The following is a 20,452-nucleotide window of genomic DNA, read 5'->3' as shown; positions in this document are numbered from 1 at the left end:
AGATTTATGAGTTCTGTGAAATCAGTCGGTTTGGTGATTTTGTGCCGGCTTCATCGGAAAACCACTACATATGGATTTGCCCCGGCATACCCTAATCGGCGAAAATACGCGCCTTCTTTTTGAGCAGTATTTGCAGCTTGAAGTCTTTTCCTGAAAAACACTGGAGAATTGTCAATGCCGTCCCGTAAAGATCTCGCCAACGCCATTCGCGCGCTGAGCATGGATGCGGTTCAGAAAGCCAAATCCGGCCACCCGGGTGCGCCCATGGGTATGGCGGATATCGCCGAGGTGCTGTGGAACGATTACCTCAGCCACAACCCGGCCAACCCGCATTGGGCCAACCGTGACCGCTTCGTGCTGTCTAACGGCCATGGCTCCATGCTGCAGTATTCCCTGCTGCACCTGAGCGGGTACGACGTCAGCATTGATGACCTGAAGAACTTCCGTCAGCTGCACTCCAAAACACCGGGCCATCCGGAATTCGGTTATACCCCGGGCATCGAGACCACCACCGGCCCGCTGGGGCAGGGCATCGCCAATGCTGTTGGCTTCGCGCTCGCAGAGAAGGCACTGGCTGCTCAGTTCAACCGTCCGGGCCACGACATTGTTGACCACTACACCTATGCGTTCCTGGGCGACGGCTGCCTGATGGAAGGTATCTCCCACGAAGTCGCCTCTCTGGCCGGCACCCTGGGCCTGGGTAAACTGGTGTTCTTCTATGATGACAACGGCATCTCCATTGATGGAGAAGTAGAGGGCTGGTTCACCGACGACACGCCCAAGCGTTTCGAGTCCTACGGCTGGCAGGTTATCCCAAATGTTGATGGTCACGATTCCGATGCCATCCGTGCGGCCATTGAAGCTGCCCGTGCCAACACCGCACAGCCCACCATTATTTGCTGCAAGACCATTATCGGCTTCGGTTCCCCCAACAAGCAGGGCAAGGAAGAGTGTCACGGTGCCCCGCTGGGTGACGATGAAATCGCTCTGACCCGCGAAGCCCTGGGCTGGCAGCACGGCCCGTTCGAGGTGCCGTCCGAGATCTACGCCGCGTGGGATGCCAAAGAAAAAGGCCAGGCTGCACAGAGTGCCTGGGAAGAGAAATTTGCGGCCTATGAGAAGGCCGAGCCGGAACTGGCCGCCGAGTTCAAACGCCGCATGGCGGGTGACCTGCCGGCAGACTTCGCCGAAAAAGCCCAGGCCTATATCCAGGAATGCCAGGACAAGGGCGAGACCGTTGCCTCCCGTAAGGCGTCCCAGAATTCCCTGAACGCCTACGGCCCGCTACTGCCGGAACTGATGGGTGGCTCTGCCGACCTGGCCGGTTCCAACCTGACTATCTGGTCAGGCTGTAAAGGCGTGACCAAGGAAGACGCCTCCGGCAACTACATCTATTACGGTGTGCGCGAATTCGGCATGGCGGCCATCATGAACGGTATCGCTTTGCACGGCGGCTTCGTGCCCTACGGCGCCACCTTCCTGATCTTCATGGAATACTGCCGTAATGCCGTGCGCATGGCCGCACTGATGAAGCAGCGCTCGATCTTTGTCTTTACCCACGATTCCATCGGTCTGGGTGAAGATGGCCCGACCCACCAGCCTATCGAACAGCTGGCCAGCCTGCGCACCACCCCGAACATGAGCACCTGGCGCCCGGCCGACACCGTGGAGTCTGCGGTGGCCTGGAAAGCGGCCCTGGAGCGCAAGGATGGCCCGACGGCCATGGTCTTCTCCCGTCAGGGACTGCCGCACCAGCAGCGTGATGCCGAACAGCTGGCGAATGTGGCCAAGGGTGGTTATGTCCTGTCGGACAGCGAAGGCACGCCGGAGCTGATCCTGATCGCCACTGGCGGTGAAGTGGGCCTGGCCCAGGAGGCTGCAGCCAAGCTGCGAGAGCAGGGTAAAGCGGTGCGTGTTGTATCCATGCCGTCTACCGACGTATTCGATGCCCAGAGCGCCGAGTACAAGCAGCAGGTGCTGCCGCTGGAAGTCACCAACCGCGTCGCCATTGAAGCGAGCATTGCGGACTACTGGTACAAGTACGTGGGCCTGGACGGTCGCATCGTTGGCATGACCACCTTTGGTGAATCTGCGCCGGCCGGTGAGTTGTTCAAGGAGTTCGGCTTTACTGTCGACAACATCCTGGAAGTGGCTGACGAACTGCTGGACGCCTGATGACCAACGCAACGCCGTTTCGAATTGCCATCAACGGGTACGGCCGCATCGGCCAGTGCGTGTTGCGGGCCCTTTATGAAAACGGCTATCGCGACCATCTGCAGGTGGTCGCGATCAACGAGTTGTCGGATATCGACACCATAGCCCACCTCACCAAATACGACTCCACCCACGGGCGGTTTCACGGTGAGGTGGCCGTGGATGGCGATAACCTGGTTGTGAACGGCGACCGCATCCGCGTATTGCGTCATCCTGAACCCGAGGAACTGCCCTGGCGACTGCTGGATGTGGATCTGGTGCTGGAATGCTCCGGCGCCTATTCTGACCGGGCCACGGCGGAAAAGCATATTGAAGCCGGTGCCCAGCGCCTGCTGTTTTCCCAGCCGGGCGATCCGGATGTCGACCGCACGGTGGTCTTCGGCATTAACGACGGGGACCTGAACGGTCAGGACGTGATCGTAGCTGCCGGCTCCTGCACCACCAACTGCCTGGTACCGGTCATCAAGGTCCTGGACGATGCCTTTGGCGTAGAGCAGGGCAGCACCACGACGATTCACGCCGCCATGAACGACCAGCCGGTCATCGATGCCTACCACCATCAGGACCTGCGCCGTACCCGAAGTGCCCTGCACAATATTGTGCCCGTGGACACTGGCCTGGCCCGCGGTATCGAGCGTTTGTTGCCTCATATGGAAGGCCGTTTCAGCTCGGTTGCCATGCGCGTGCCAACGCTGAATGTCTCTGCTATAGACATGGTGGTTAACGTGCGTGAGCCGACCGACATAGCCACAGTGAATCAGTTGCTGTGCGGTGCATCCGCTGGCTCATTGAAGGGTATCCTCGGCTATACCGATGAACTGCTGGCCAGTTCTGACTTCAACCATGATTTCCATTCCGGCGTGGTCGATGGCGGGCAGACCCGAGTCACCGGCGGCACCATGGTGAAAGTGTTGTGCTGGTTTGACAACGAGTGGGGCTTTGCCAATCGCATGCTGGATGTCAGCAGAACCTGGTTGAGCAAAACCTGAAGAATATTGTGGGGGCTGATCCCGAAGGGAGTCAGGCTCCAGCCTTAGGCTTAGAATTTGCACCTTTGAACCCATAACTACGGAACCTGATTATGGCCATCAAGAAAATGACTGACCTGAACCTCGCCGGCAAGCGGGTTCTGATTCGTGAAGACCTGAACGTCCCGGTCAAAGACGGCAAAGTATCCAGTGACGCCCGCATCCGCGCCTCGCTGCCCACCATCAAGGCCGCCAAAGACGCCGGTGCCAAAGTCATGTTGATGTCCCACCTGGGCCGCCCGGAAGAAGGCGTGTACGACGAAGCCTCCTCCATGAAACCGGTTGCCGAACACCTGGGCGCCCTGCTGGGCCAGGAAGTCCGCCTGATCAAGGATTACCTGGACGGCGTTGAAGTGGCCGACGGCGAAGTCGTACTGTTCGAAAACGTTCGCTTCAATAAGGGCGAAAAGAAAGACAACGAAGACCTCGCCAAGCAATACGCCGCCCTGTGCGATGTCTACGTGATGGACGCCTTCGGCACCGCCCACCGCGCCCAGGCCTCCACCCACGGTGTGGCGAAGTTCGCTCCCGAAGCCTGCGCCGGCCCTCTGCTGGCAGCCGAACTCGACGCCCTCGGCAAGGCCCTCGACAACCCGGCCAAGCCAGTGGTGGCCATCGTTGGCGGCTCCAAAGTCTCCACCAAACTGGACGTCCTCAACGCCCTGGAAAAAGTGTGTGACCAGATCATCGTCGGCGGCGGCATCGCCAACACCTTCCTGGCCGCAGCCGGCCACCCGGTAGGCAAGTCCCTGTGCGAACACGACCTGGTCGACACCGCCAAAGACATCGCCAGCCGCGTAGAAATCCCGCTGCCGGTAGACGTAGTGGTCGCCAGCGAATTCGCCGAAACCGCCACCGCCACCGTGAAAAACATCTCCGACGTCAGCGCCGACGACATGATCCTCGACGTAGGCCCGGAAACCGCCGGCCAGTTTGCTGAACTGCTGAAAAACGCCAAAACCATCCTGTGGAACGGCCCGGTTGGCGTATTCGAATTCGACCAGTTCGGCAACGGCACCAAAGCACTCGCCCAGGCCATCGCCGAAAGCGACGCCTTCTCCCTGGCCGGCGGCGGCGACACCGTCGCAGCCGTTGACAAATACGGCGTAGCTGACAAGATTTCCTACATCTCCACCGGCGGCGGCGCGTTCCTCGAATTCGTGGAAGGCAAAACCCTGCCGGCAGTAGCCGTTCTGGAAGAGCGCGGAGCGTAATCAACAAAGCGATTCTGAGAGAAACCCGCACAGGGCCAGAATCGCAAGGAGGGTGGGGTAGGTCTTTCGCGGAATTTCGGAGGCCATGGATGGCCGGAGAGAAGCGCACATGGATGTGCTCGTAGCGGTTCCGCGAAAGACCTACCCCACCCTCCGCAGCAGACTCAAAAGCCTGAAACGAACAGAATTCAAACCTCAAAACGTCAACGAAGGAGACAACCCATGGCCCTGATTTCGCTGCGGCAACTTCTGGACCACGCCGCCGAGCATGGTTACGGTGTGCCAGCCTTTAACGTAAACAATCTCGAACAAATGCGCGCCATCATGGAAGCCGCCGACAAAACCGACTCCCCGGTCATTGTCCAGGCCTCCGCCGGTGCCCGCAAATACGCCGGTGCGCCTTTCCTGCGCCACCTGATCCTGGCCGCCATCGAAGAATGGCCGCACATCCCCGTGGTTATGCACCAGGACCACGGCACCAGCCCGGCCGTATGCCAGCGCTCCATCCAGCTTGGCTTCAGCTCCGTGATGATGGATGGCTCCCTGGGTGAAGACGGCAAAACCCCGACCAGCTACGAATACAACGTCGACGTGACCCGTCGCACCGTTGAAATGGCCCACGCCTGTGGTGTCTCCGTAGAAGGTGAGCTGGGCTGCCTGGGCTCCCTCGAAACCGGCCAGGCCGGTGAAGAAGACGGCATTGGCGCCGAAGGCACCCTGGACCACAGCCAGATGCTGACCGATCCCGAAGAAGCCGCTGACTTCGTGCAGAAAACCCAGGTCGACGCACTGGCTATCGCCATCGGCACCAGCCACGGCGCCTACAAGTTCACCCGTCCGCCTACAGGTGACATCCTGGCCATCGACCAGATCAAAGCGATCCACGCCCGCATCCCGGACACCCACCTGGTCATGCACGGCTCCAGCTCCGTACCTCAGGAGTGGCTGAAAGTGATCAACGAATTCGGCGGCGAGATCCCGGAAACCTACGGTGTACCGGTGGAAGAAATCGTCGAAGGTATCAAGCACGGTGTGCGTAAGGTCAACATCGACACCGACCTGCGTCTGGCCTCTACCGGCGCCGTTCGTCGCTTCATGGCCCAGAACCCGGCGGAATTTGACCCGCGCAAATTCCTCAAGGCCACCATGGTTGCCATGACCGACATTTGTGTCGCCCGCTACGAAGCCTTCGGCTGCGCCGGCCAGGCCAGCAAGATCAAGCCGCTGAACCTCGAACAGATGTTCGAACGTTATGCGGCTGGCGAGCTGGACCCCAAGGTCAAGTAAGTCCCGCCTTGAAGCCCCCGACCTCCGGGGGCTTTTTCCTGATGGGTGATCTGAAAACCCTTCCCCCATGTTGATCCCCGCACTTATCGCTGCACCAAAGAACAGGATGCCGACGGCAAGAGTTGTCGCTCCGAAGGTTGGTATTGCTTAACGGCAGTTTTGCGTTTTGGCGTGGATGGCCAATACTTGAAGGCGTGCTTTTCCCGGTATTGGCCAAGGATGCCTTCCAATGAAGCTGTTCCACTGCGGTCGATGTGCCAACCTGCTTTACTTTGAAAACAGTCGCTGTACCCATTGCGGAGCTGACCTGGGCTTTGCCCCGGATGTCATGGATTTGCTGGCGATCGAGCCGGAAGGCGATAACACCTGGGCGACGGTCGCACGTGGTGATCTCTACCGGTTGTGTGACAACTATCAGAATCAGCGAGCCTGTAACTGGCTGATCCCCAAAACCGATCCGCATACCTTCTGTGTTGCCTGTCGCCTCAATCGCACCATTCCGGATCTCAGCATCGAGAAGAACAATGATCTCTGGCGTCGCCTCGAAAAAGAGAAACGGCGGCTTGTGTATTCCGTCTTGCGCCTGGGACTCCCGTGCGAACCCCGGAACGAAGATCAGCTTGGGCTGGCATTCGATTTTCTGGCCGATCAGCCGGCTATGTTTGACGAGCGTAAAAAAGTAACGACAGGCCATGCCAATGGCGTCATTACCATCAACATCGCCGAAGCAGACCCGGTGGAACGCGAGCGGATGCGCAACCAGATGGCCGAGCCGTATCGCACTGTTTTAGGGCATTTTCGCCATGAGTCCGGACACTATTACTGGGATCTGCTTGTCCGGAGTAGCCCGTGGCTGGGCAAATTCCGGGACCTTTTTGGTGATGAGACCAGAGACTACAGGCAAGCGCTGGACCAGCATTACCAATACGGCCCGCCATCTGACTGGCAAAGCCGATACATCAGCGCCTATGCCGGCAGCCATGCCTGGGAGGACTGGGCAGAGACCTGGGCACACTATCTGCATATGGTGGATGCATTGGAAACGGCCTGGCAGTTTGGCCTGCGGCTACACGCCCAACAGAGCCCGACAACAAGCAACGAACCTGGTCCGGCGTTTGATCCCTACCTGGCAGGCGATTTCGATGCGCTGATCAGGCATTGGTTGCCTTTGACGCTTGCGCTCAACAGCCTGAACCGAAGCATGGGGCACGACGACGCCTACCCCTTTGTGCTGGCGCCTGCGGTGGTGGAGAAGCTCCGTCTGGTGCACCAGATCGCTCACGGACGTTAATGAAAGGATCCCGAATGAAAAAGAACAAAGCGATTGACTGGAAAAACTACGATCCCAACGACTTCTACGATGAGCTGATCGCTGCCAAAGGGAAGTCCAGACGAGCCGCGACGGCGATTACCGACTACCTGGGCAATCTCGGGTCCGAGGAGATCCAGGCGCGCCAGCAGGCTGCCGAACTGGCGATACTGGAGATGGGGATCAGTTTCACCATCTACAGCGAGGGCGAGAATATCGACCGGGCCTGGCCTTTCGATATCATTCCCCGGGTGATCTCGCTCCGGGAGTGGGAAAACATTGAACAAGGGCTGGCCCAGCGCCTGACGGCCCTCAACATGTTCATTAACGATATCTACAACGACCAGAATATCGTCAAAGACAAGGTCATTCCCAAGTACGTGTTCGCCAACTCCAAGAACTTCCGCGAGCAGTGCCGTGGTTTTACGCCGCCACTGGGGGTCTGGGCCCACATCTGCGGATCGGATCTGGTGAGAGACAAGGACGGAAAGGTATATGTTCTTGAGGACAACCTGCGGGTTCCTTCCGGTGTTTCCTACATGCTGGAAAATCGCCAACTGACCAAGCGGGTGTTCCCGGAACTGTTCGACAACAACAGTATCCTGCCGGTGGATGACTACACCAACCAGCTGTTCGACATGTTGGCGTCGATTTCTCCAAGGCCCCAGGATCATCCAAGAATTGCGGTACTCACCCCGGGGATTTTCAATTCGGCCTATTTCGAGCACTCGTTCCTGGCGCAGCGCATGGGGGCCGAGCTGGTGGAGGGGGCTGATCTGGTCGTTGGTGAAGACGATTGCGTGTACATGCGCACAGTAGAGGGCCTGGAGCGCGTGGACGTGATCTACCGGCGCATTGATGACGACTTTCTGGACCCGGAAGTCTTTCGGGCAGACTCTACCCTGGGCGTGCCGGGCCTGATGCGAGCCTGGCGCAATGGCAAGGTTGGCCTGGCCAACGCGCCCGGTGCCGGTGTGGCTGATGACAAGGTGATCTACGCCTTTGTGCCAGACATGATCCGCTATTACCTCGATGAGGAGCCGATCATCCCCAACGTGCCCACCTATATGTGCGTGAACAAACAGGACCAGGAGTATGTGCTCGAGCACCTGGACGAGCTGGTGGTCAAACCGGCGAACGAGTCTGGTGGTTACGGCATGCTGGTGGGGCCGCATTCCACCAAGAAGCAGCGCACCGAATTTGCCCGTCTGATCAAGAAGAACCCACGCAACTACATCGCCCAGCCCACGTTGAGTCTGTCGGTCGCTCCCACGCTGTGCGACGAGGGTTTGGCGCCGAGGCACCTGGATCTGCGGCCTTTCGTGCTGCAGGGCGTGCGAACCTACGTTACCGCCGGCGGGCTCACGCGGGTGGCGATGCGCAAGGGCTCCCTGGTGGTGAATTCTTCCCAGGGCGGTGGAAGCAAGGATACCTGGATCGTGGACGAGGAGAATTGATGTGCTGTCACGTGTAGCGGAAAGACTGTACTGGATGGCCCGATACCTTGAACGGGCCGAGAACAGCGCCCGGATGATCATGGCTTTCAATTCCCTGGCGCTGGATATGCCGCGGGAAACCCAGCTGTCCTGGAAGAGCCTGGTAGCGGTTACCGGCATGGAAGCCCTGTTCGATCAGCACCATCAGAAAGCAGATGAGCGCAATTGTGTGAAGTTTCTGATGGCAGACAGCTACAACCCGAGTTCCATTGCTTCCTGCATCAAGGCCGCCCGGGAGAATGTGCGTACCACACGGGATCAGGTGCCGACCGACGCCTGGGAAGTCATCAATGAGCTTTATCGATACATCCAGGAGCACATGGATCAGGGGATAGGTAAACGGGCGAGATACGAATTCCTGAACGAAATCGTTGGCCGCTGCCAGATGCTCAACGGCCTGCTGGCTGGGTGTATGAGTCATGACGAGGGCTACGACTTCATCCGGGTCGGGCGCAACCTTGAGCGGGCAGACATGGCCACGCGACAGATTGAGGTGGGTGCCTTACAGTTCCTCGATGGCTGGGATGGCACCGAAACCTACGGCGGGCTCTTGTGGACCAGCGTTCTGCGCTACCAGAGTGCCTTCCAGATGTACCGTCACAACGTGCGACGCAAGGTCAGTGGGCCTCTGGTGATTCGCTTCCTGTTGCAGAACGAACCCTTCCCGCGCTCGGTGCTGCACAGTCTCAGCGAAGTGGCCGGTGCCCTCAGTCGCCTGCCCAGGAACGAAATTCCGCTGCGCACGGCACTGCAGGCAGTCCGTCATACCCGTGAAGGCGACGTGGATGCGTTAATCCGCAAGGAGGATGTGATCCTGTTTCTGGAGAACCTGCAGCTGGAGATCGGTGAGCTTCACGACGACATTGCAGAGACCTGGTTTCCTGTCTACGAGACAGTCTGAAACTCCCAACACTATTCCCGTGCGAGATAGGTTCCATGTCGATTCACGTTGCCCTGAGTCATACCACCCATTATCGCTACGAGCGCCCGATCACCCTGGGCCCTCAGATTGTTCGTTTGCGACCCTGTCCACATGCGCGAACCCGTATTCTCAGTTACTCGCTGAGGGTTGAGCCCGAAGGTTACTTCCTGAACTGGCAACAGGACCCGCAGGCCAACTATCTGGCCCGGCTGGTGTTTCCGGAAAAAACTGACGAGTTGAAGATCACGGTGGACCTGGTTGCCGAGATGGCCGTGATCAACCCGTTCGATTTCTTTCTGGAACCCCGGGCGGAGACCATTCCCTTCGACTATGAGGAATGGCAGACGGCGGAGCTGGCGCCTTACTTGCAGAAACTGCCGGAAACACCGGAATTCCGGAAGTGGATGGCCGCTATAGACCGCAAGGAAACCCCCAGTGTCGATTTTCTGGTGGGTGTGAATCAGCGTGTTGCTGATCGGATCGATTATCTGATCCGGATGGAGCCGGGTGTCCAGACGCCGGAAGAGACCCTGAAAAAAGGGTCTGGATCCTGTCGGGATTCGACCTGGTTGCTGGTTCAGACGCTTCGGCACCTCGGCCTGGCAGCGCGGTTCGTCTCCGGCTACCTGATTCAGCTCAAGGCGGACCAGAAAGCCCTGGACGGACCCTCGGGCACCGAGGAAGACTTCACCGATCTGCACGCCTGGTGCGAGGTCTTTCTGCCTGGCGCGGGTTGGGTGGGGCTGGACCCCACCTCCGGTCTGTTTGCCGGAGAAGGGCATATTCCCCTGGCCTGTAGCCCTGATCCGTCCTCTGCGGCTCCCATCACCGGCATGGTGGAGGAATGTGACGTAGAGTTCGAGCATCAGATGGGCGTCCAGCGCATCTGGGAGGCGCCGCGGGTGACCAAACCCTACACCGAGGAGCAGTGGCAACGCATTGTGGATCTGGGGCATGAGGTGGACGAACGCCTGACCGAGCTGGATGTGCGCTTGACCCAGGGCGGTGAACCCACCTTCGTGGCCAATCACGACCGTGATGAGCCGGAGTGGAACACCGAGGCCATGGGCCCCACCAAGCGGAAAAAGGCCATCGAGCTCTACCATCGGATGCGGGACCGGTATGGAGCCGGTGGGCTGGTGCACTTTGGCCAGGGCAAGTGGTACCCGGGCGAGCCGCTGCCACGGTGGTCCCTGAACTGTTTCTGGCGCAAGGATGGTGAACCAATCTGGCAGGATGAACGGTGGCTGGCGGACGAGCGTACTGAAGGTAAGGCAAGCCCGGAAGATGCTCACCGGTTTTTGGGGGCCCTGGCGAGGGAACTGGGTGTCGATGAAAAGCACCTGTTCCCTGGGTTCGAGGATGCCTTTTATTACCTGTGGCGGGAACGACGGCTGCCGGTCAACGTCGATCCCTTCGATGCCAGGCTCGACAATGCCCTGGAACGGAAGCAGCTTCAGCAAATTTTCAGCCGGGGGCTGGATAAGCCCGTCGGCTACGTGCTGCCACTGCGTGTTTCCGAAAAGGAGAAGGCCTGGGAGACCGGACCCTGGTTCCTGCGCAGCGAGCGCTGCTATCTGATTCCGGGCGGCTCACCCATGGGCCACCGACTGCCGCTGGACAGCCAGCCCTGGGTGGAAGAAGCGGATTACCCCTGGATACACGAGCAGGACCCGTTTGCCCCCCGTGGTCCGTTGCCCGCCAGTGAGCAGATCCGTCAATGGAACAGCCGAAGCCAGTCTGGCCAGCCGTCCTCTGAGCGGAAGCCGCCGGCAAAAGGCAAGTCGGCCCCCGAGATTGTCCGCACGGCCCTGTGTGTTGAGCCCCGGGAGGGCATCCTTCGCGTTTTCATGCCGCCGCTGGCGGAGCTGGAACCCTATCTTGTGCTGGTCTCTGCCATCGAGAAAACCGCCGCAGAGCTCAAACAACCGGTCTTGCTGGAAGGCTATGAGCCAGCTTCCGACCCACGGTTGAGTCATTTCCGGATTACGCCGGATCCGGGGGTGATCGAAGTGAATGTGCAGCCGGTCAAGACCTGGGACGAATTGGTAGAGCAGACCGAGACGCTCTATGCAGACGCCTACGAATGCCGGCTTACGTCTGAGAAGTTCATGATGGACGGCCGTCATACCGGTACCGGTGGCGGTAACCATTTTGTGCTGGGTTCGCAAAAGGCCGAGGACTCTCCGTTCCTGCGGCGCCCGGATCTGTTGCGCAGCCTGATCAGCTACTGGCACAACCATCCCAGTCTGTCCTACCTGTTCTCCGGCCTGTTCATTGGCCCCAGTTCCCAGGCCCCCAGGATTGACGAGGCCCGCAATGACCACGTGTTCGAAATGGAGCTGGCCTTCAAGGAGATGGAGCGGTTATGCCCGGTGGGCAAGAAAATCGCGCCCTGGATGGTGGACCGCTTGCTCCGGGACCTGCTCACCGATGTCACCGGCAACACCCACCGGGCCGAGTTCTGTATCGACAAGCTCTATTCCCCGGACGGTCCGGGCGGGCGTCACGGTTTGCTGGAGCTGCGTGCCTTCGAGATGCCGCCCCATGCCCGCATGAGCCTGACCCAGCAGCTGCTGTTGCGCGCGCTGGTGGCACGCTTCTGGGAGCAACCCTACAAGCCGCCAGGGCTGGTGCGCTGGGGCACCGAACTGCACGACCGGTTCCTGCTGCCTCACTATGTCTGGCAGGATTTCGAAGATGTGATCGACGATATGAAGGCCCGTGGTTACCCGCTGGAGAGCGAGTGGTTCGCGCCCCATTTCGAGTTCCGGTTCCCCCGGATCGGCGACTACAAGGTCAAGGGCATCACCCTTGAGCTGCGCTCGGCCCTGGAGCCCTGGCACGTCACTGGTGAGCACGGTGCAATCGGCGGCACTGCCCGTTATGTGGATTCCTCCCTGGAGCGTCTGCAGGTGAGGGTGCGCGGTGCTGCGCCGGATCGTTACCAGATCACCTGTAATCAGGTGCCTCTGCCACTTCAGCCTACCGGCATGGTGGGCGAGTCGGTCGCCGGGGTCCGTTACCGGGCCTGGCAGCCGTCGCAGTGCATGCACCCGACCATCGGGGTGGATGGGCCGCTGGTGTTTGATATCGTGGACACCTGGAACGAACGCAGTCTGGGCGGGTGTGAGTATCACGTGACCCATCCCGGTGGCCGGAATTTCGAGACGCTGCCGGTGAATTCGTTCGAGGCTGAAGGCCGCCGTATGGCGCGTTTCTTCCGGATGGGACACAGCTCAGGCCAGCAACCCCTGCGGCCGGTGCCGGAGCACCGGGAGTTCCCGTTCACCCTGGATTTGCGGTATCACAAATAACATGTGTGAACTTACCGTTTGATACTGGCTCAGGGGGCTGGAAAGCGGCTATGCTTCCAGCTCATTGACTAACGGAGCCCGAATTCACGGTGGCGAAGCAGCGCGCAGTAACGGACATCCTCCGCCAGTACCATCCGGTGCCGGATCGGTTTGATGAGCTTGGTTCCCTGGGTTCCGGGCCAAAGCCCCATTGGCGGCCGTTGTTGCAACAGTTGAACCTTGAGTCGGTCGCCGGTCTCAATCTCAGGGCTCAGGCGGTTTCCAGCGCGATTGCCGAAGACGGGGTAACCTACAACGTCTACGAAGATCCCCGTGGCGATACCCGGCCCTGGGAAGTCGATCTGCTGCCGCTGGTTCTGGGCGCGGATGAGTGGCAATGGCTCTCGAAAGCGGTCGCCCAGCGAGCTGAACTGCTGGACAGCGTTCTGGGCGATCTGTATGGCGATCAGGCGTTGCTCAAAGAGGGCTTGATGCCGCCGGCCCTGGTTTACGGTCAGGCTGGTTTTCAATGGCCCTGCCAGGGCATACAGCCGGTGAGTGGCCGCTTCCTTCACCTTTATGCGGTGGATCTGGCGCGGGCGCCGGATGGCGGCTGGTGGGTGATGGCGGACAGGACCCAGGCCCCTTCGGGGGCGGGTTACGCCCTGCAAAACCGGTTGGTCATCTCCCGGGCGTTCCCCGCGCCCTTCCACAACCTGCCAGTGACCAACCTGGCGGAATTCTTCCAGGGGTTCCAGAACAGTCTTGCGAGCATGTCTCCGGCGCGAAATGAGACCGCGTTGTGTGTGCTTCTGACACCGGGCCGTTTTAACGAAACCTATTTCGAACATGTATTTCTTGCCCGCTACCTCGGTTTACCTCTGGTGGAAGGTCAGGATCTCACCGTGCGCGATGACACGGTCTACCTGAAAACACTTCAGGGCCTGCGTCGTGTGCATGCCATCTATCGCCGGCTCGATGATGGCTTTTGTGATCCGCTGGAACTCCGTGCCGATTCCGTGTTGGGTATCCCCGGCTTGCTGGGTGCTGTGCGAGCCGGCAAAGTGCTGATGGCAAACGCCCTGGGTTCCGGCGTTCTTGAAAGTGCGGCGCTGTTCGGTTTTCTGCCGGAGATTTCAAAAAAACTGCTGGGTTCACCTCTGGCTATGCCATCCGTGGCCTCTTGGTGGTGTGGTGAAAAACCCGCGTTGGACTATGTCATTGAGCACCTCGATGAACTGGTCATCAAACCGGCATTTGCGAGTATGCGCATGGAGCCGGTGTTCGGTTATCAGATGAAGGGGGCAGAACGGACCGCACTCATCAAGAAGATGAGTGCCCACCCCCATGCTTTTGTCGGGCAGGAGTTGGTTCACCTTTCTCAGGCCCCGGTCTGGAAGGGTGATCAGAACCAGCCGCTGGCAACCCGGTCTATTGGCCTGCGCCTGTTCGCGGCGGCCACGCCCTCCGGCTGGCGGGTGATGCCCGGTGGATTGACCCGTGTCGCCATGGATGAGGGCGTGGAGGTCATCTCCATGCAGCGGGGCGGGTTGTCGAAGGATACCTGGGTACAGTCGCGTTACACTGCGCCATCCAAATCGCTGATCAAGAAACGGTTGCAGGTTTCCGACCTGCTGGATGGCGAGCGGGACACGCCGTCCCGTGTGGGCGAAAATCTGTTCTGGATGGGCCGACATTCTGAGCGGGCGGAAGGCACGGCTCGCTTGCTGAGGGCGGCGTTCAACCGGTTGTCGGGGCATGATCAGGCCAGTGAGGAGGCACTGCTTGGGCTCCAGCAGGCGGCCGAGCAGTTCGGTACCCTTCCTGAGCCGGAAAAAGATGCCGTACCCGAGCCCCTCCCCGAGGCTTTGCTGAGAGCAGTAAGTGACCAGGAATCCCCGGGGTCGATTGCGTCGATCATCCAGGCCTTGCTGTTCAATGCCAGCCAGGTCCGGGATCGGTTATCCACAGACAACTGGCACACACTCAACCGGGTCGGGAAACCTCTCAGTCCGGCGCCGGCGACGCCAGAACAATCAATCCGGGCGTTGAATCTGGTGTTGCTGGATTGCATATCGCTGGCTGGATTTGCCATGGATGACATTACGCGGGACGCCAGTTGGGTTTTTCTGGTGATCGGGCGGCGCCTGGAGCGGTTGGCCAATCTGTGCACCCTGATTTGTGTGCCGCTGTTCAGTGACCGTTTCAGTCGCAACGCCATGCTGGAGTGGCTGCTGGAAGTGGCAAACTCGGAAGTGACCTACCGGACCCGATATCGCCGGACACCAGAGCTTCTGGGGGTGCTTCACACCATTGTGATCGACGCGAGCAACCCCCATTCTGTGATGTTCCAGTTGCGCCAGTTGCAGAAGGATTTACCCGAAATGGGTCAGAAAACCGGACAGCTGTTTTCCCCGGATCTGAACGACTCCCTGCGTCGTTTACAAGGGTTGGATCTGCACCCGTTTGAGCGCAAGCATCCGGATCAGGCCTGCGGAGCTCTGGCAGAGCTCTTGTGTGATATCCGGTCAGAAGCCTATCGTGTATCGGATGAAATCCAACGGCAGTGTTTTATTCACACCCGGTATTCCGACCGGCCGGTGAAAGCGGATTAAGGCGCCTGTCATGACATTTGTCCGTTACCATGTGCGTCATGAGACCCTCTACCACTACGACCAGGTGGTGGGTGAGTCTCATCACCTGCTCAGGCTGACTCCGCGGGCGCTGCCCTGGCAGAGGAATCTTGAGCATCACCTGGCGATCTCACCGGATCCATCGGCACGTCGTTCCTTCCTGGACTGCTTTGGCAACCGGATTACCAAGATTCATTTCACTGGTGATCACGACTATCTGGAGATCATCAGCGAGTTCTGGGTGGAGCTGCGCGATCGACCGAAGCCGTCGGCAACTGCGGCAAAAGTACCCTGGGAAAGCGTGCGTGACAGCCTGCGGTATCGGGCGGACAGGACGTTTTCGCCGGAACATCTCGAAGCCACGGCGTTCCGGTTTGTGTCCACCAACGTACCCATCGATTCCCAGTACGCCGCTTATGCACGCGAGGCATTTTTCCCCGGACGCCCCCTGGTGGAAGCAGCGGATGCCCTGATGCGGATGATCCATCGCGACTTCCGCTTCGATGCGACGGCGACCGAAACCTTCACCCCTGTGGAGCAGGCGTTCAAGGCCCGTCGTGGGGTCTGCCAGGATTTCTCCCATATTATGATCGCCTGCCTGCGTTCGGTGGGACTGGCGGCCCGTTACATGAGTGGTTATATCCTGACTCACCCGCCCGAAGGAAAGGAGCGGCTGGTCGGTGCCGATGCCACCCATGCCTGGGTAGCGGTGTTCGTGCCGGATTTCGGTTGGCTGGAGTTGGACCCCACCAACGCGCTGAGGCCCGACCTGGAGCACATTACCCTCGGCTGGGGGCGAGACTTCTCCGATATAACGCCGATGCGGGGCGTGTTGCTGGGCGGTGGTGACCATGAACCGGAGATTGCCGTGACCGTTGTTCCGGAGGAGGAGTTTGCCTCGCTATACGGGGATGGAGAAACCTACCTGGAAGAACTCTCTCCCTGAGTTGAGGCCGTCATTGCCAGGGCTGGAACAAAAGCGTTTCTAGCCCTTTCTCGCCAGCCGCTCCAACGTCAACAACGTATCGGTGTAGCGAGCAAATCGTGCCAGATACTCCGGTGACAACGTCTGCATCTCAGCAATAGCCCGGCTTACCAACCGATGCGCGTTCATCGGTCCCGCTTCTTTCGGTGTGCTTTCAATGGCGTGTCGAATTCGCTCGGCAATAACGTGATGGCCCTGGTTCGCCTGGGCTCTGATCATGGCTTTCAGGGGGCGCGGGTTATTGGGTGCTGAGGCTGGATGGGCCTTTGGCGGGTCTTGTGGCGACTGCCCGAACACCCGTTGTTCCAGAACCGACTGTGGCGCTTCAACCGATGCCTCTGGGGTTTCATTCAGCTGGTTCAGCAACCCGGAAAGAGGCGAATTGCCGCCGACATCGGGTGTGGGCTCATCGCGCTGCCCGGCACTGTCCAGCCCAGCCTGATAGTCCGATATCGCCTGTTCCAGCTTCCGCCAGTGCGTCGTTCCCTTATGCAGCCCCTTTGCGCGCAGTCTCTGCTCGAAAGACTCCAGATAGCGGAACCGAACCGGGTCATTCTGATCGGCGCCGTTTTGCCTCAAGCTTTCCAGCAAGGAGGGGCCGGGGGCTTCGCTCATGGTCAATCACCTTCCCCGGTTTCAGTATCCTCAGCCGACGAAGGCGCCCGTGGCACGGTACTGATTTCCACCCGCCGGTTCTGGGCCCGGGATTCGGCATCGACGTTGGGTACGGCCGGGTGGTGAGGACCAAAGGCGGCAGCGAATACCCGGTCATTGGGCAAGCCCAGCTCTGTGAGGGTTCGGGTAACCGTCAGGGCCCGCTGGGCCGACAGGCCCCAGTTGTCCTGATAACGATTGCCCGGATGCATCGGCAAGTCGTCGGTGAATCCGCTCACCATCAGCAGTTCATCGTGCTGTTCCAGGTAGGCCTGTAACGGGCGAATCAGTGATTCCAGCACTTCTTCACCTTCGGCCTGCAACTGGTCTGAATTCAGCTCGAACAATACGTTCCCGCTGATGCCGATACGGCCATCGCGGAACGTCACCAGACCTTTGGTGAGCGGATCTTCGAGAGCTTGCTCCAGAGCCATCCGGCGCTGTTCTTCGGCTTCCCGCTTCTCAATCTCCTCGGCCAGGGATTGGCTGAGTTCCAGCTGAATGCCGATCACCCACACAAGAATCAGCGCCAGAATACCCACCAGCGCCGCCATCAGGTCCGAGAAAATAGCCCAGACCGGTGCCGATTGCTGTTCGCCGCCTTCCAGCTGTTCCATCACCCGGCCTCGCTGGATTCTGCCCGGCGCAGCGCCGCAGCGGCATCAATCACATCTTTCTGGGCACTGACGCTGAGATCAATCACTTCGCGGGCCTGGGCGACGTAGTAGGCCAGCTGCTCATCGTGTCGAGTGCCGGCCTTGTCCAGCGCTGCCTGGATATCCGCCAGGCCGGCGATGACCTGCTGGTTGGACTGGCTGAACAGCTCAATGGCCTGCACGAACGCATCGCTCAGGGCGCCGACTTCCTGGCTGCTGCCAGTAATGTCGTCGCCCAGTTTGCCCAGTTGCTGGCTCTGCTCCTGGATCAGGGTGTTGAAGCGTTCGCTGATGCCGGTCAGGGTTTCGCCGGCGCCGCTGATCAGGGTATCCACCGCCTCCCGCTGACTGTCAGCGGTGCTGCGCTGGTTCTCCAGCAGGGTGTCCAGTTCCTGAACCAGTCGCTGGCGTTCCTCCAGCAGCTCGTTTTCCCGCTCGCTGTTGCGGGCGATTTCCGACTGCAGCTGTCGGATCACCTCGGCGGCGGCCTTCGGTGTTTCCGAGGCGGTCTCAATCAGGCGGGTCATGGGCGCTTCCAGTGCAGTGCCCAGTTCACTCAGGTGGCGTGCTGCTGTGGCTTCCAGTTGTTCCATTCGCTCGTTTGCAGCCCGGGCTCGTTCGCTTTCCTGTTCCCGGAGTTGATCGAGCTGAGCGCCAACGGTGCTGACCAGTTCTGCCAGCCCGGCCTGTTGCTGCTCAATCAACCCGGTGCTGCTGGTCTGGAAATGGCTTTGGTATTGAGTCAGCGCCTCATTGAATGCTGCCAGCATGTCGTCACTTTGAGTCTGCTGGCGGGCCAGACCGGCCTGCCAGTGTTGCGACACCTCAGCTCCGGCATTGTTCAGGCGTTCACAGCTCTGTACCAGGTGTTGCTGCTGTTCCTTGAGCCAGGTTTGGTGCTGGTCGTTGATGGCGCCAATCCAGGTGTGGAGTTGTTCCTGCAACTGGCTTTGGCTTTGTTCGTTCTGCTTTGAGAGGGTCGCCAACGTCTCCTGGTTCTGGGCCTGCTGTGCAATCAGATTCTGCTGCCAGCGCTCGCCCGCCTCTGTGGTAACTGTCTGAAACCCGGAGATCAATTCGGTGAGTTGTTCACGGGCATTGTCTGCCCAGCTTTGTTGCAGGCCGTGAGCATCCTTCTGAAGTTGCTCCAGGGCCTGGATAACAATGGGCTCAATCCGCTCGGACGCCTGCTTTGCAGTGTTATCCAATGCCGTTGTCAGGGAGTTGGCTACGGAGTCGGCCAGGGTCTGATAGTGGCGGCCGACCGTGCTGTGGAATTCCTGCTGGTTGTGAGTCAGGGACTGTTCCAGTTGCTGGCCAAGTTGCTCCATGCGCGCCGTCATGCGTTCCATGGCCGAGGCCATTTCGGGCAGGGCTTTGGCCTGGCTTTCCAGTGCCTGAAACGCCTGGTGGCGTTGATGATCTGTAGATAGATGATGCAGCTTGTCTCGCAGCGCACTATCCAGGGCGCGGGATGCCTGCAACCGGTCCCGGCGGCTCAGGGTAGAGGCCAGCCCCAGCATGGCGGAGGCGGCCACGCCGGCAATGGAGGTGCCGAAGGCGAGACTCAAACCGGCAATCGGTGCGGCCAGTGCGCTGCGAATAGCGCTCAGTTCGGTACTGTTATCCAGGGCCGAGGCGGCGCCGCCAAGGGTCACAATCATGCCGGCAAAGGTGCCCAGCAGGCCCAGCATCACCAGCAGGCCGGTCAGGTAGGGTGTCAGTTGCGGGCCGGGTAATGCGGCGGCATGGCCCTCAATTCGCCGTTGCACCGGGAACTGCATCGGGGCGGGCAGTGTGCCAAGCCAGTGGTTAACCTGCTCCTGGCTTTCAGGTAGCTGATGAACCTGTGCGCTCAGTTCGCGGGTTTGTCGGCGGAAATTCACCAGTTCGCCAAAGCCGAGGCAGTAAACGGCGCCAATCAGGCCGGTAAACGCCAGCGCCAGCAGGTCGGAACCGACAAATCCGGCACCAATCCAGGCTACCACGGCCAGGCCGATGGCAAACGCCAGGGTAAAGAACAGTTTACTCATGGGGTGTTGTTAACCTCTTTGTGGCAAGCCTCCAGCAAACCCAGAACCGGTTCCAGCCGAACATCCAGTTCAGCGAGTAACAAAGACTGCGCTTCCTCGCAGTAACGGTGGAACCAGTCGGCCGTTGTGGCCGGGGTAGGGCTTTGCTCCGGGGTGGTCGTTCGGTGCTCGAATCGTTGTTCAAGTACCTTGGGAATATGGGAAAAACACTGTGCGGTATACCCGGCCATCGTTTGATCAAACACGGCGTCCAATTCGGCCAGGTGAGCCAGCTTCGGGCCCTGATCTTTCATCGATTTTCGAACCTTGTCCCGCAACTGACGGCTGTTGGCCGCCACTTTGCGTTGGAGTGCGAGCCAGGCATTGAGAGCGGCTTCAAGCTCGGGTTCACCATCAAACTCCAGATCTGAGCCAAACCCGCGAATACGCTGAACCAGTGCCCTGCGTATCGTCGCCAGCTCCTCGGTTAACCGGTCTACCACGGCGCCCTGAGGCGTGCCTGGCTGTTTCGCCCGATAACCAATGGCCGCATCCAGGGTCATGGTGTCGCCCAGACCGAACAGCCGGCTGAGTCGCTCTGCAAAGCAGGGCAACTGGCTGCCATCCAGCGTTGTCGCTGAATCATCCAGTTGGCGCAATAGCCTGGCTCTGGGACCAGTATTTGCCAGAGGTTGCGAGGGCATTGGCTGGGGTTTCACTCCGGTTTCCGCACAGGTAGCGTTCAA

At 59.7% G+C, this 20,452-nt stretch carries 14 protein-coding genes; 10 read left to right on the top strand and 4 right to left on the bottom strand.

Annotated elements, in window-relative coordinates:
* Window positions 1-174: 174 nt before the first annotated feature.
* From tkt to Q669_RS11980, 10 genes are all read left to right on the top strand, one after another.
* Window positions 175-2,175, top strand: coding sequence for a transketolase (gene tkt / locus Q669_RS12025; protein WP_022992440.1), 2,001 nt, complete (start codon window positions 175-177; stop codon window positions 2,173-2,175).
* The gene (locus Q669_RS12020; protein WP_022992439.1) at window positions 2,175-3,203 is read left to right on the top strand and encodes a type I glyceraldehyde-3-phosphate dehydrogenase; all 1,029 of its coding nucleotides are present in this window, start codon (window positions 2,175-2,177) and stop codon (window positions 3,201-3,203) included. The genes tkt and Q669_RS12020 overlap by 1 nt, the downstream gene beginning before the upstream one ends.
* 92 nt (window positions 3,204-3,295) lie before the next feature.
* Window positions 3,296-4,456, top strand: a complete 1,161-nt coding sequence (locus Q669_RS12015; RefSeq protein WP_022992438.1) for a phosphoglycerate kinase — start codon at window positions 3,296-3,298, stop codon at window positions 4,454-4,456.
* A gap of 222 nt (window positions 4,457-4,678) precedes the next feature.
* The gene (fba, locus tag Q669_RS12010) at window positions 4,679-5,743 is read left to right on the top strand and encodes a class II fructose-bisphosphate aldolase (protein ID WP_011786479.1); all 1,065 of its coding nucleotides are present in this window, start codon (window positions 4,679-4,681) and stop codon (window positions 5,741-5,743) included.
* Window positions 5,744-5,972: 229 nt separating this feature from the next.
* Window positions 5,973-7,034, top strand: a complete 1,062-nt coding sequence (locus tag Q669_RS12005; RefSeq protein WP_022989737.1) for a putative zinc-binding metallopeptidase — start codon at window positions 5,973-5,975, stop codon at window positions 7,032-7,034.
* Window positions 7,035-7,048: 14 nt separating this feature from the next.
* Window positions 7,049-8,509, top strand: coding sequence for a circularly permuted type 2 ATP-grasp protein (locus Q669_RS12000; protein ID WP_022992437.1), 1,461 nt, complete (start codon window positions 7,049-7,051; stop codon window positions 8,507-8,509).
* Between the two features lies 1 nt (window position 8,510).
* Window positions 8,511-9,449 carry an alpha-E domain-containing protein gene (locus Q669_RS11995; protein WP_022992436.1) on the top strand — a complete coding sequence of 313 codons (939 nt, stop codon included), beginning with the start codon at window positions 8,511-8,513 and terminating at the stop codon, window positions 9,447-9,449.
* Window positions 9,450-9,484: 35 nt separating this feature from the next.
* The gene (locus Q669_RS11990) at window positions 9,485-12,787 is read left to right on the top strand and encodes a DUF2126 domain-containing protein (RefSeq protein ID WP_022989739.1); all 3,303 of its coding nucleotides are present in this window, start codon (window positions 9,485-9,487) and stop codon (window positions 12,785-12,787) included.
* Window positions 12,788-12,876: 89 nt separating this feature from the next.
* A complete protein-coding gene (locus tag Q669_RS11985) occupies window positions 12,877-15,381 on the top strand; it encodes a circularly permuted type 2 ATP-grasp protein (protein WP_022992435.1) in 2,505 nt (834 codons plus the stop codon).
* A 10-nt stretch (window positions 15,382-15,391) separates the two neighbouring features.
* Window positions 15,392-16,345 carry a transglutaminase family protein gene (locus tag Q669_RS11980; protein WP_014422409.1) on the top strand — a complete coding sequence of 318 codons (954 nt, stop codon included), beginning with the start codon at window positions 15,392-15,394 and terminating at the stop codon, window positions 16,343-16,345.
* A 39-nt stretch (window positions 16,346-16,384) separates the two neighbouring features.
* Here Q669_RS11980 and Q669_RS11975 read toward each other — a convergent pair whose 3' ends face one another.
* From Q669_RS11975 to Q669_RS11960, 4 genes are read right to left on the bottom strand one after another with little or no spacing between them, the layout of a single operon-like run.
* Complete coding sequence (locus Q669_RS11975) at window positions 16,385-16,999, bottom strand: DUF2894 domain-containing protein (protein ID WP_022989741.1); 615 nt, start codon at window positions 16,997-16,999, stop codon at window positions 16,385-16,387.
* Window positions 17,000-17,001: 2 nt separating this feature from the next.
* Window positions 17,002-17,655, bottom strand: a complete 654-nt coding sequence (locus tag Q669_RS11970) for an OmpA family protein (RefSeq protein ID WP_011786471.1) — start codon at window positions 17,653-17,655, stop codon at window positions 17,002-17,004.
* Complete coding sequence (locus Q669_RS11965; RefSeq protein WP_022992434.1) at window positions 17,655-19,727, bottom strand: DUF802 domain-containing protein; 2,073 nt, start codon at window positions 19,725-19,727, stop codon at window positions 17,655-17,657. The genes Q669_RS11970 and Q669_RS11965 overlap by 1 nt, the downstream gene beginning before the upstream one ends.
* Window positions 19,724-20,425 carry a DUF3348 family protein gene (locus tag Q669_RS11960; RefSeq protein ID WP_227501100.1) on the bottom strand — a complete coding sequence of 234 codons (702 nt, stop codon included), beginning with the start codon at window positions 20,423-20,425 and terminating at the stop codon, window positions 19,724-19,726. Before Q669_RS11960 ends, Q669_RS11965 begins: the two co-directional genes overlap by 4 nt.
* Between the last annotated feature and the right edge of the window lie 27 nt (window positions 20,426-20,452).

This window comes from Marinobacter sp. C1S70 (assembly GCF_000475355.1).
GTDB classification, from domain to species: domain Bacteria; phylum Pseudomonadota; class Gammaproteobacteria; order Pseudomonadales; family Oleiphilaceae; genus Marinobacter; species Marinobacter nauticus.
The sequence above is the reverse complement of the archived record's forward strand: the minus strand, read 5'-3'. Positions and strand labels throughout refer to the sequence as shown.